The 13,005-nt window shown below is 43.1% G+C and carries 11 protein-coding genes; 7 read left to right on the top strand and 4 right to left on the bottom strand.

The genetic code is table 11. The features are described from left to right. Window positions 1–472, top strand: a 472-nt coding sequence (locus tag PN457_RS07025) for a hypothetical protein (protein WP_271732263.1), incomplete at its 5' end; no start/stop codon positions are given. 326 nt (window positions 473–798) lie between these two features. Here the strand turns inward: PN457_RS07025 and hisS are convergent. The 3 genes from hisS to PN457_RS07010 form a co-directional block, all read right to left on the bottom strand. Then, window positions 799–2,211, bottom strand: coding sequence for a histidine--tRNA ligase (gene hisS / locus PN457_RS07020; RefSeq protein ID WP_271732261.1), 1,413 nt, complete (start codon window positions 2,209–2,211; stop codon window positions 799–801). A gap of 88 nt (window positions 2,212–2,299) precedes the next feature. Next, on the bottom strand, window positions 2,300–3,730 hold the full coding sequence (locus PN457_RS07015; RefSeq protein WP_271732260.1) for an aldehyde dehydrogenase family protein: 1,431 nt from the start codon (window positions 3,728–3,730) through the stop codon (window positions 2,300–2,302). A gap of 305 nt (window positions 3,731–4,035) precedes the next feature. Then, window positions 4,036–4,998, bottom strand: coding sequence for a metal ABC transporter solute-binding protein, Zn/Mn family (locus tag PN457_RS07010; RefSeq protein WP_271732258.1), 963 nt, complete (start codon window positions 4,996–4,998; stop codon window positions 4,036–4,038). A gap of 111 nt (window positions 4,999–5,109) precedes the next feature. Here PN457_RS07010 and PN457_RS07005 point away from each other — a divergent pair, with 111 nt between their 5' ends. From PN457_RS07005 to PN457_RS06985, 5 genes are all read left to right on the top strand, one after another. Beyond that, complete coding sequence (locus tag PN457_RS07005) at window positions 5,110–5,859, top strand: metal ABC transporter ATP-binding protein (protein ID WP_271732256.1); 750 nt, start codon at window positions 5,110–5,112, stop codon at window positions 5,857–5,859. 182 nt (window positions 5,860–6,041) lie between these two features. Continuing rightward, on the top strand, window positions 6,042–6,893 hold the full coding sequence (locus tag PN457_RS07000) for a metal ABC transporter permease (RefSeq protein ID WP_271732255.1): 852 nt from the start codon (window positions 6,042–6,044) through the stop codon (window positions 6,891–6,893). Between the two features lie 80 nt (window positions 6,894–6,973). Beyond that, complete coding sequence (locus PN457_RS06995) at window positions 6,974–7,759, top strand: HAD family hydrolase (protein ID WP_271732254.1); 786 nt, start codon at window positions 6,974–6,976, stop codon at window positions 7,757–7,759. Window positions 7,760–7,920: 161 nt separating this feature from the next. Beyond that, the gene (locus PN457_RS06990) at window positions 7,921–9,096 is read left to right on the top strand and encodes a DNA double-strand break repair nuclease NurA (RefSeq protein WP_271732252.1); all 1,176 of its coding nucleotides are present in this window, start codon (window positions 7,921–7,923) and stop codon (window positions 9,094–9,096) included. Next, window positions 9,093–10,049, top strand: a complete 957-nt coding sequence (locus tag PN457_RS06985) for a DNA polymerase III subunit delta' (protein WP_271732251.1) — start codon at window positions 9,093–9,095, stop codon at window positions 10,047–10,049. The genes PN457_RS06990 and PN457_RS06985 overlap by 4 nt, the downstream gene beginning before the upstream one ends. A 203-nt stretch (window positions 10,050–10,252) precedes the next feature. Here PN457_RS06985 and PN457_RS06980 read toward each other — a convergent pair whose 3' ends face one another. Next, entirely contained in the window at window positions 10,253–10,996 is a 744-nt protein-coding gene (locus PN457_RS06980; protein ID WP_271732249.1) for a response regulator transcription factor, read from the bottom strand. Between the two features lie 374 nt (window positions 10,997–11,370). On the opposite strand from PN457_RS06980, the gene PN457_RS06975 reads away from it, so the two are divergent. After that, complete coding sequence (locus PN457_RS06975) at window positions 11,371–12,807, top strand: alkaline phosphatase PhoX (protein ID WP_271732248.1); 1,437 nt, start codon at window positions 11,371–11,373, stop codon at window positions 12,805–12,807. The last annotated feature ends 198 nt before the right edge of the window (window positions 12,808–13,005 follow it).

Below are 13,005 nucleotides of genomic sequence, written 5' to 3'. Positions count from 1 at the left end.
TCCCAACATTAAGGTTGACATCAACGGTCAAACCAACGACCACCTGATTTCTTCTTACGACCCTCAACAAGATTTGAATGGTCACCACACTATTTCCGATGATCAAACTCAATTAGACTTATTCGGTAATACCTGGAAAAAACTGGACATTGGCAACTACAACATTACTGCCAACACCATCCTAAAATTTGAATTCCGAAGCACTAGCGCTGGAGAAATTCATGCCATTGGCTTTGACACAGATAATGTAATTAGTCCACAAACAACATTCAAACTCAGTGGTACTCAAAATTGGGGATTACAAAACTATAACAACTACAGCATGGAGCAAGATTGGAAAGCTTACCAAATTAGCGTAGGAAATTACTTCACAGGTAACTTTAACTACCTCACTGTAGTGAATGACCACGATGTAGTAAATCCTAATGCTGATAGTCAGTTCCGTAATATCCAACTTTATGAAGTTAGCTAGTGCGATCGCTGTTTTGTTGACGGTTGACGGTTGACGATCTGGTGCGCTCCGCTTTAGTTGCAGCGCTGGCGCTATTTTATACCACAACCGGGAGTCGGGGGTTAGAAACCCCTGTCTGATAGCTAAAGTCGGATAAATCCGACTGGGTGTTAAATATAACTTTATAAATAGGGTTAACAATCATGATCAGACGGGTAATTTATTCCCCGGTTGTACTGAGCTGCAGCGCTTGGCTATCGCATTTGGTCAAGATAATCAAATACATGATCTTCGAGTCGCACAGATCCCCGACTTGTGGACAAGTTATATGAGATTATGGGAATTATTTAAGAAGTTGGGGAGCTTACTACGCTAGTTAACCGGTTTTTAATTTCTTGTGCTAAGTTATCTAGGGTGACTTCGACTTGTTCACCGGATTTTAAATCTTTGAGAGATGACTTTTGGGCTTTAGCTTCCTCGGAGCCAATGATTACACAAAATTGAATTCTTTGTTTATCAGCAAGTTGGAATTGTTTACCTAAAGGGCGCTGCTCAAAATTAGTTACTACATTAATTCCTGCGCGGCGCAGGTTTTGAGATACATTTAAATAAGTAGGCATTAAGTCTGCTTGCATATTTACGACCATCACTTGGGCTGGTGTGGGAGATAAAGTATTGAGAATACCAGCTTTAAGTAAGCGACTAATTAAACGAGTTAAGCCGATAGAAATACCCACACCGGGCATTTTTTCGCCTAAAAAAGTTCCCACTAACTCTTCATATCTACCGCCTGAGCAAATACTACCTAAAGCTTCATGACCTAACAAAGTTGTTTCGTAAACGGTTCCGGTATAATAATCAAGACCACGTGCAATAGATAAGTCAATACAAAACCGATTTTCTGAGACTCCTAAATTACGCACACCTGCAATGACAGTTGCTAACTCAGTCACTCCCAAATTAAATACTTGGGCTTCTGGGAGATTTTCGGCCAGATGCTTGAGCTTATCTAAAACCTGATCAACGGAACCATGAATATTAATAAAATCAATAATTTTTTGTGTATGTTCGGTATTAATGCCTTCTGCTGCCAAAGCTTGCTTAACTTTAGGTTGACCGATTTTTTCTAGATTGTCAATTATACTAATACAGGATTTAATTTTATTTTCAGGAATACCCACAGATTGAAAAAAGCCTGTAAGCACCTTGCGATTATTGATGCGAATCAGAAAATCACCAATATTAATTTTTTCAAAGATTTCGCTAATAATTGCGGGCATTTGAGCATCATAGAGTAAGCTGAGTTCACGACGAGCCACTACATCAATATCACACTGGCGGAACTGACGAAAGCGCCCATCTTTGGCGCGTTCTCCCCGAAAGACTACATCCATTTGGTAACGTGCAAAAGGAAAAGTTAATTCATTGAGGTGACGCGCAATGTAAGCAGCTAGGGGTACAGTTTGGTCAAATTTTAAAGCTCTAGCTTCTGAACCTGTTTCCCCGGATTTTTCCTTTTGAGCTTGCAGATTTGGTGGTAATATAGGGTCAATGCCATAGATAATATTATCTCCTTGATTGCCCTTGGCTTGTAAAACTTCTAAACGTTCGACTGCGGGGGTTTCAATGGGAGTAAAGCCATAACTTTCAAATACGCGGCGAATGTGGTCTAACAAATATAATTCCAAGCGTTTTTCGCTGGGAAGAAATTCGGGGAATCCGCTGGGGGTAGAAAAGTTAATTTTGTCACTTTTGGCCATATTTACACCTTGTTAAATATCAGATTGGGAAATTAAGAAATTAAATTATAACGCTTCTGAGATCAATAAAATGCAGAGCCATTGTGGATTAGTGTAAATCGCCCCAACTGTGATCAAACCACCAAGGGTCGGGACTGGAGTTGTTTTTGATCAAAAATGCTTTTTTTCTGAGGAAGCGTTGAATTAACCCTCGTCCCAGGGGTGAAGCTCCCAGACCGGAGAATTTAAAAGAATTTTTTTCTCCCTCAGACACAATAGCAGTCAAAGCAGCATCATTAATACTAATAGCACCAGCATCAAGTCTCCCCACGGCTAAGGCTTCCTCTTGGGAGAGTGCAAACACGGCTGCGCTCTGTCCATATATAGAATCATTTGCTAAGTATACCGCTTCCTCAAGGGTGGTAAATGGCATTACTGGCATAATGGGGCCAAAAGTTGGATCTGTCATGAGCTTCATAGAATGGTTGACCTGGGTGATTACGGTGGGACGACACCACCAACCCCCGCCTAATTGTTCTACCTTACCGCCACAATGTATTAATGCTCCCTTTTCTATTGCATCTATTAGATGGTCGTTGATAATTGCGGCTTGTTTTTCGGTGATGATAGGGCCAATTTCTCCACTGTCAAGGTGGGGATGGGCTAAGTGTAAAGTAATAGCTCTAGCTATGAGTTGATGATAAAACTGTGTAAATATTGATTGGGCTACGTAAATTCTTTGAATGGAAACAAATGACTGTCCAGCGTTGAATACTGAACCCCACAAAATAGCACGGGTGGCTAATTCCAGATTGGCTGATTCTAAAACAATGGCTGGGTCTTTTCCCCCTAATTCTAAATAGGCGGGAATGAGGCGTTGAGCTGCGGCCTGAGCTACTTTTCTCCCTGTGGTTAGACTCCCGGAAAAGCAAACTAAATCTACGTTGTCTATGAGGTTAGCGCCGGTTTTTCCTCCTCCTTCGACAAAACTTAACACATCACGCAAGTCTGGTACAGTCTTGAGGGCTGTAATCAGGGGGGTGACGAAGCGGGGTGAAATCTCGCTAGGTTTGACAATGACGGCACAACCTGCTATTAATGCGGGAATGGTGTTGATTGTGGATAGCAATAGGGGTAGGTTCCAGGTGCTAATTACTCCCACTAAGGGGTAAGGTACTGATGTTTGTTCTAGGGCGATAAATGGGATGGCTGTATTTTTAGCCGAGTCTCGTAGTAGTTCTGGGCTTAAGTCACACCAACGGTCAATATTATCTAGGAAAGTGTTTATTTCTAATATTGAGGTGGACAGTCTCCCGGTATCAGTTACTAAAGCCTGTGTGAGCTGTTCCTGAACAGAGACTATTGCTTGTTTCCATGTCTGTAAGGCCTCAATTCTGGCTTCTAAACCGATGTGATACCAGCGAGTTTGCGCCCTGCGAGCGTGCTGGCACTGGTGTGATAATAATCTAGGAGATGGGGGGAGAATTACATAGTCATATTTGCCATTTCGAGGGTTACGGACTTCGATGGGTTTATTCATTAGTATATTTTTTAAGTTTAAATTAAGTAGCGATCGCCAAGGGTACCTCTGACATCTGTTACTTAGAGGATGTTTGATAAGTTTTCAACAGGTAATTTTTATCTTAGGGAACAGGGAACAGGGAACAGGGAATAGGAAGGATTGGGGAACACGGGTTCGACTTCGCTCACCGACCGCACAAAAAACAATAAAATCCAGTCCCCTCCCCTGACAAGGGGAGGGTTAGGGAGGGGTTAAACAATAGTTGATACACTAATCATGACTTGACAAACATCCACTTAGAAAAAAATATGTTAAAAATGTAATTAATTAAGTTGAAATGGTGTGTATTTACCTCCCAATGCTTCTACAATGGTGCGAGTGTTAGCTACCATCATTTTGATATAGGAATCGGTATGGCTGCCTTTGGCACCAATGGAATCAGAGTATAATTTACCTGGTGCTAATTTTACACCGGCTTCTTGAGCAACGGTAGTAATTAAGGCTTTGTTGATTGTAGTCTCAGCAAAGATGGCGGGTACACGGGTGTTTTTGATAGACTCTACTAAACGCCCAACTGTTTGGGCGCTGGGTTGTTCTTCTGTACTCACACCGATTAATGTCCCGGCGATCGCCAAGCCATAGGCTTGAGTATAATATTGAAAAGCGTCATGGGTGGTGACCAGTTGGCGGTTATTTGGGGGGATTGTTTGAATTTGTTGATTAATCCAGTTATGTAATTGCTGTAATTGATTGGTTAATTCAGATGCTCTTTGAGTAAATTCTGGTGCGTCTGGGGGGGATAATTTAATCAACTCATCCCGAATTATATTTACTATAGCGATGGCATTTTCTGCACTTCCCCACACATGGGGGTCTGGTATAATTTTCCCGTCACCTTGATCTAATTTCAAGGCTGAGACGATTTCACCCACTGCTACCTTATGGGCTTTTTGACCCACTGCATTCATTAACTTAATTAGTCCGGGTTCCAAATCATAGCCATTATACAAGATTAAATCAGCCGTTTCTAAAACCCGGCCATCTGCTGGTGTGGGTTCATAAACATGGGGGTCTACACCTGCTTGGAGAATACTAATTAATTCAATGTCCTCTGCGCCGACTACCTCAGCTAAGTCAGCAATAATAGTATTAGTTGCGACTACTCGTGGTTGTGCATCAATCCCCCCGGAGACGGGGTTACTATCTATTTGGTTACATCCGCCTATGGCCAACCCTAACAATACTCCTACCACACCTGGGCAAAATAATCTAGCTGTTGATTTCATTGAGTTACACTTGTTCTCATCTTCTTCTCATATTTAAGGTACACTATTCTCATATTCTTTTCATTTTTCTGGGAAGTCGCGAAAATGTTCACCCTAGACCCTGTGTACCCCATGAACTATGCAGTTACAAATACAAGTATTAATATTACCCATGTTGGGGTGCATTACCACACAGCAGCAGCTTTAACAGATGTAAACTGTATGATTAAACCAGGGAGAATCACGGGGATTTTTGGTCCTAATGGTGCTGGTAAAAGTACGTTAATGAAAGCCATGCTGGGGTTGGTCTCCCTGAGTAGTGGCAGAGTTTTGTATAAAGAGAAACTATTAACCCAGCAACTAGAAAAAGTTGCATATATCCCCCAGCGGAATCAAATAGATTGGAGTTACCCTGCTACAGTGTGGGATGTGGCGATGATGGGAAGGGTAAAAAAGACGGGTTGGTTACGTAGCTTTTCCCCGGTTAGTCGTCAGGAAACTAAAAACGCCCTCGACCGGGTAGGAATGTTAGCATATTGCGATCGCCCTATAGGAGAATTATCTGGGGGACAACAACAAAGAGTATTTTTAGCCCGTGCTTTGGCACAGCAAGCAGATATATACTGCTGTGATGAACCACTAGCGGGGATTGACCAAAAAACCCAAGCTGTGATTTTTACTGTCTTTCGGGAATTAGCCGCCGCTGGTAAAATTGTTTTAGTGGTTAACCACGATTTAGGCGAATCAATTACTCACTTTGATGATTTAATTTTACTCAATCGGGAATTAATCGCTACAGGTGTACGAGAGCAAGTTCTGACAGCAGAAAACCTGAATCGCGCCTATGGTGGTCGAGTTATGTACTTTAATCATGCTGCTTAAATTATCTCTGTTTCTGCTGTTAGAGGATGTTTGTCAAGTCATGATTAGTGTATCGAATATTATTTCACCCCACCCTAACCCTCCCCTTGTAAGGGGAGGGGACTGGATTTGATTGTTTTTTGTGTGTTCGGTGTGTTCCCTATCCCCACGAAAAGAATTTCTGTTGCAAACCCTAAATACCTATGATTGAAGCATTAATTGAGCCACTACAATATACCTTCATGCAGCGATCGCTCCTGGTCGCCATTATAGTCGGTTTGCTGTGTGCCGTGGTGGGTAGTTACTTAATGGTGCAAAGATTAGCATTACTGGGTGATGCTATCAGTCATTCAGTCTTGCCAGGACTGGCGATCGCCTTTATACTAGGAGCAAACATTTATTTAGGGGCATTTATAGCCGGGGTAATCAGTACAATCGCCATCACCTGGATAAAAACCCACTCCCCCATTAAAGAAGATGCGGCCATGGGTATAGTCCTGTCTGCATTTTTCGCCACGGGGATCACTTTAATTACAGTGATTCAAAAGACCCAAAAAATCGACCTGAGTCATTTTCTGTTTGGTAATATTCTGGGGGTAACATTCCAGGAGGTGCGGGACACGGCCATGATTGCGGCTATAGTTTTAATAGTTGTGTTCTTATTATATAAAGAACTATTATTTTACACCTTTGACCCGCTGGGGGCGCAAGCTGCGGGTTTACCGGTAAATCGGTTAAACTTTGGCTTAATGGTGCTGATTGCTTTAACAATTGTCGCTAGTATGAAAACTGTAGGCGTTATCCTAGTCTTAGCACTGTTAATTACACCGGGAGCGACTGCTTACCTGTTGGTGAACCGGTTACATCAAGTTATGATTTTAGGCGCATTTGCTGGGTGTATTTCTAGTATTAGCGGAATGTACCTCAGCTACTTTTTTAATTTACCCTCTGGTCCGGCGATAGTTTTAGTAGCGTCAGGCTTATTTTTGTTAGCATTACTGTTTAGTCCTAAAAACGGGATTTTGACATCAAGAATGAGTCGTAAAAATACATAAATGATTAAATACTGACAAAAATTACAGCTTAGTTGAAAATTCTTCGTTAATCTAACAAAAGCAGTTTATTTTCCAGCAAAATGACCGGAAGCAGTCCCACAATTTTAGCCTTAGACTTTGATGGAGTAATTTGCGATGGACTAATAGAGTATTTTGAAGTCGCATGGAAAACCTATTGTAAAATTTGGTCTCCAGTAGATAACACGCCGCCAGATGATTTACCATTAAGATTCTATCGCCTCAGACCAGTGATTGAAACGGGTTGGGAAATGCCAGTTTTAATCAAAGCTTTAATAGATGGAATTCCCGAAACCTCAATTTTGCAGGAATGGGGGAAAATCACCCTGCGGATTTTATTAGAGTATAGTCTGCAATCCCAAACAATTGCCCTGCAACTTGACAATTTGCGGGATGAATGGATCAAAACTGATTTAGAAGGTTGGCTAAACCTGCATAGATTTTACCCCGGCGTAGTGGAAAGAATGAAAATCACCCTAGCCGGTGAAACAAAAATATACATTGTCACTACCAAAGAAGGACGCTTTGTTGAGCGGTTATTAGCAAGGGAAGGGGTGAACTTACCACCGGGGGTAATTTTCGGTAAGGAAGTTAAACGACCCAAATATGAAACTTTGAGAGAATTAATTGGTAAGGCTGCAGAGAAACCGGTTAAACTGTGGTTTGTAGAAGATAGGCTGAAAACATTGCAATTGGTGCAACAGCAAACGGACTTGAAAGATGTTGAACTTTTTCTGGCAGACTGGGGATATAATACCCAAACAGAAAGGAAAGCAGCCCAAATTCATCCGACAATCGGACTACTAAGCCTGTCCCAGTTTACTAAAAACTTTGCTGCCTGGCAATAAGGCCTCAAACCCTAGGCGCATGATCATCTGTGTTCATCTGTGGTGATTTTTTCCACTCACAGATGATTGAGTAAATCTAAAAATTGTGCTATAAGTGCGATAAATTTATAGCAATATAAAATAACTGTGGTTAACACAACCAACCAGACCTAGGTTATTTTATGCTAGATATTACAAAATTAGCGCGACAAATGCAGGGTTTAAGTCAACATCTGAGTTTAGAAGCTGCTGCAAGTCGCCAGAGGTTAGAATTAGCTCAAGAATATTTACAAAAAGCTTATGAGTCCCAGCAAGAGTTGATAGAGCTTCAGCAACGATGGCGCGATCGCATTCTGTTTGCGAATGCTACACCCATGGAACCCCTGGAAACCCGCATTAATATTCTAGTCCCCCCCAAAGTGCATACGGTTATCGCTACTGACGGGTCTCAAATTGCGCCCAACCATCATGAAATTGCTTACTGTTACTTGTTGAACATTGGTAGAGTAGTGTTACACTATGGACAAAACCGCCAACCACTGCTAGATAGTTTACCAGAAGTATTTTATCGCCCGGAGGATTTATATATATCTCGGCAATGGGGAATTAAAACTGAGGAGTGGATGGGATATCGCCGCACTGCTTCGGAAACTACAGTTTTAGCGGAATTAGCTTGTGTAGCTAAAGGAGAAGCTCCGGCCTTAGCAATGGTGGATGGTTCTTTAATTTACTGGTTTTTAGAGCAGTTACCTTTAGATGCACGCGATCGCATTTTACCACCAATCCTGGAAGCATGGCAACAGTTGCATCTGGCTAAAATTCCCCTGTTAGGATATCTGAGCGCTTCTCGCCACATTGATTCTACCAACTTTTTCAGATTATTGACTTGTCCCCATCAGGTTCCCGACTGTAAAAGTTATTGTCCAGACCCTGCGGAAAAATCTCCTTGTCAAGTTTTTGACACTTTGAGAGATACTACTTTATGGGGAACGACATTACAACCAGGACAACGTGGTCCGATATGGCGTAGTAATAACCGGGTTTTAGAACTTTATGAGCAGCAAATAATTTACTTTTGCCACGTCCATGTAGGCAGTGAAATTGCCCGGATAGAATTCCCTGCCTGGGTAGCTGAAGATACAGGTATGCTGAACCAAGCGCTGGCGCTGATGCTGTCCCAGGTGCAGAAAGGCCAAGGCTACCCTGTAGCGATCGCAGAAGCCCATAATCAAGCAGTAGTCAGGGGAGGAGATAGAACCCGTTTTTTTGCTCTTTTAGAGAGACAAATGATTAAAGCCGGTTTGAGAAATGTGGGAACTTCCTACAAAGAAGCTAGAAAACGAGGCAGTATTGCGTGATACCAGACCTATTTGCCCCAGTGTTAGGACAATCCCAAGCCATTGAACTACTTACTCAAGGGGTTAAACAAGACCGAGTCCCCCCGGCTTATTTATTTGTGGGCATAGATGGTGTGGGTAAAAGCTTGGCTGCTAGGTGCTTTGTGGAACTACTTTTTTACGTAGAAACACTTAACTTGATTACGTTACAAAATCGGTTGCGTCAAGGTAATCATCCTGACTTGTGGTGGGTAGAACCAACTTACCAATACCAAGGGCAAAGATTCACGGCCGCAGAAGCAGCGGAGAAAAAACTTAAGCGCAAAGCTCCCCCGGTAATCAGACTAGAGCAGATCCGGGAAATTGGGGAATTTCTCAGCCGTCCTCCCTGGGAGGCACCCAGAAACGTGGTGGTTATTGAGTCAGCCCAGACAATGGCGGAAGCTGCTGCTAATGCGTTGCTGAAAACTTTGGAGGAACCGGGAAAAGCGACAATAATTTTAATTGCACCATCTCCTGAGTCTATTTTACCCACATTGGTGTCACGTTGTCAACGTATCCCCTTTTATCCGTTGGATACACAGTCCTTAACTCAAGTCTTGACCCAAACAGGACATGGGGCAATTTTGGCAAATCAGGCGCTATTAAATATGGCTGCTGGTAGTCCGGGTAGTGCGATCGCATCTTATGAGCAATTACAAGCAATTCCGGAAACCTTACTCCAAGATGTGAGCAAAAGACCATCATCTTACCGCCAAGCTTTAGAATTAGCCAAGAAAATCGCCCAAGAGTTAGACACAGAAGCACAACTATGGTTAGTGGATTATCTGCAACAATCCTACTGGCAACAGTGGCATCAACCACAAATCATGCACCAACTAGAACAAACTCGTAAATTCTTACTGTGTTACGCCCAACCGCGGTTAGTTTGGGAATGCACATTTATAGCCATGCTTCCCCGAAGAATGGAATGACCGCCTATTTTTGTAGATGCATCTAAGACCGGGACTTCTCCGTCTGAAAAAAGTTTTTTTGCATACCTAATTCACACCTGTAATTATTCCATACTTTAGCTGATCAGATGCCCCCCAAATATCAACGGGTAAATAACTTGATGTGAAACTGTTCGTAGAGTAGGTTACATAACTTTACAGATGGGTGAAATCCCGGATAAATTTCACTCTATCACTGATGCGGAAGCACTCTCATTGGATTGAGGTAAGCTGGGTAACTCTAAACAATATCCTGCCCCATACACTGTTTTAATATAGCGGGGGTGACGGGGATCTGGTTCTAGTTTAGTTCTCAAGTGGCGGATATGCACCCGAATAGTTTCAATATCATCATCTGGGTCATAACCCCAAACCTCCCGCAAGATTTCACTGGGGGAAACTGTCTGACCGTGGCGTTGCAGCAAACAGTGCAGGAGTTCAAATTCCAGATGAGTGAGTTTCACTGTTTGATTAAACCATATGGCCTCAAATCTTTCTGGAACCAGAGTTAAATTCCCATAGTTGAGAATTTCGCTATGTTTTGCTGCTTGGGGGATGCGGTCAGTACGTCGCAATAACGCTCGCACCCGTGCTAACATCTCCTCAACTTCAAAGGGCTTAGTGAGGTAATCATCCGCCCCCGCATTGAAGCCTTCCACTTTGTCATGAGTTTGACTTAAAGCCGTCAGCATCAAGACGGGAATCTCCGCCGTGCGGTCATCCCGCCGTAGGCGTTGGCAAACTGTAAACCCGTCTACTCTGGGTAACATCAGGTCAAGCATGATTAAGTCAGGTTGTAGCTGTAGCGCCAGCGCTTGACCTTTGATACCATCTTCCGCCTGGCTGACATCGTAGCCAGCCATCTCTAAATTGACGGCCACTAGTTCTGAAATGGCTGCGTCATCGTCTATGACAAGAATCCTCGGCATTATTTAATAACTTATTACTACTTCATTAAGGATAAATAAGAACCTTTGACAGATACAAAGATTTTTATCTTGATTATAAGAAACACTTAAATCTAACATAAATGTCAAATTACAAGATGGTGGCATCAAAAATAAAGTACTCTAAATCCTATATGTGTTGTGTTCTTCTGCCTACAATTCGCCTGGATTCCTGGAAAATGCTGTGTAGGGAAAACGTTGTGGGGGGGGGTTCAACCCTGTTCCCTGATATAACCGCAAATTAAACTAGTTATTATTCCACCTTAATGTTCCTCGAATAAGTTCTGATAGTGCGATAGAGAAGCGCTGCTGCGTACAGGGCGATCGCGTATTTAGGTAAAGAGAAGAACAACACAATGCAAGTCTCAAGACGTAAATTTTTAACCTTAGCTGGCACAAGTGCAGCTACCGTGACAATGCTGTCACCATTGGAAGCATTTTATGCCCGGGTTGCCCGTGGTGAAATGCCCAACAGCACCGGTTATGGAAAACTGGAGGACAAGCTACCTTTAAACACAGCTGAACTGCCTGATAACTTTAAGAACATACCGATTTTAAAACTCCCTCGGACATTCAACTACACGGCCTTCCATTTTACTGGTGAGCCAATGGGCGACGGGTTCACAGTACCATCGAATCATGACGGGATGGCTGCATACTCTGGGGCTAACGGCTCAACAATTCTAGTTTGTAACCATGAACTGGGTACTTCCGCTAACCACCCTGTGAGTGGTGATAATCGCTACTCCACGGGCGCTCAGGGGGGAACCAGTACGATTGTAGTGGGAGCAAACCGCAGACCCATCACAAACTTTAACTCCTTAGCAGGTACTGTTCGTAACTGTGCAGGTGGACCGACACCCTGGCGGACATGGGTTACTTGTGAAGAAACCTTTTCTACAAGCACTAACACCACTGGTACTGCTGGGACCGAAACCGTTAGACACGGTTACAACTTTGAGGTTGTAGCTGACCCGAATAGCGGTTTAGTCACCCCAGTTCCCTTGATAGACATGGGACGCTTTAACCATGAGGCTATAGCTGTTGACCCCAGAACTGGCTATGTGTACGAAACTGAAGACCGTGGTGATAGCTGCTTCTATCGGTTTGTACCTAATGTCAGACCTACCAAGGCTGGGGACTTGGCTCAAGGTGGTAGTTTGTATGCTTTAAAAGTTAGAGGTGCGGAAAACTTTGCCCTCAATACTATCAATAATCCTAATTTTGGTGGTGAACCTGGAAAGGTTAAGGTTGGTCAAAAATTGCCTGTAGAATGGGTGCAAATTGATAATCCCGACCCAGATGCTGAGAATGCTGATGCTGGGGTTGGTGTGCGTTACGAAGCTCAAAGCAAGGGTGCTGCCATTTTCTTCCGGGGTGAGGGCGCTTGGTATGGTAATCAAATGGTTTACTTTGTTGCTTCTCAAGGTGGTCCACCTGTATCTGATGCTGCTAACGCCAGAGGTAATGGTCAAGTTTGGGCTTATGACCCGGCGAGAGAAGAGTTAACTTTAGTAGTTGAAGCTTCTCCGAGTGGTCAATTTTTACAAGCTCCGGATAATATCACTGTTGCTCCTTGGGGTGACCTGTTCTTATGTGAGGATGGTAGTGGTACTGATTATATTGTGGGTGTTAACGGCAAAGGTGAAGTTTATCAATTTGCCATGAATAATCTGGGTAGCAGTGAGTTTGCTGGCGCTTGCTTCTCTGCTGACGGTAGAACGATGTTTGTTAACATTCAGTCTCCGGGTATTACACTGGCTATTTTTGGTCCATGGAATCGTCGCAGATAAGTAAGTAATTAACTACCCACAGTTGAAGGGAAGCCAACTGTGGGTTTCTACCTCCCTCGGTTCATTTTTGGCAAAACTTTCCGTAGATTTTTGTCGATTGTTTCTTGCTGGCGCTTAGAGGATGTTTGTCAAGTCATGATTAGTGTATCAAATATTGTTTGACCCCTCCCTAACCCTCCCCTTGTAAGGGGAGGGGAC

Source organism: Anabaenopsis arnoldii, from assembly GCF_028331025.1.
Classification (GTDB): domain Bacteria; phylum Cyanobacteriota; class Cyanobacteriia; order Cyanobacteriales; family Nostocaceae; genus Anabaenopsis; species Anabaenopsis arnoldii.
The sequence above is the reverse complement of the archived record's forward strand: the minus strand, read 5'-3'. Positions and strand labels throughout refer to the sequence as shown.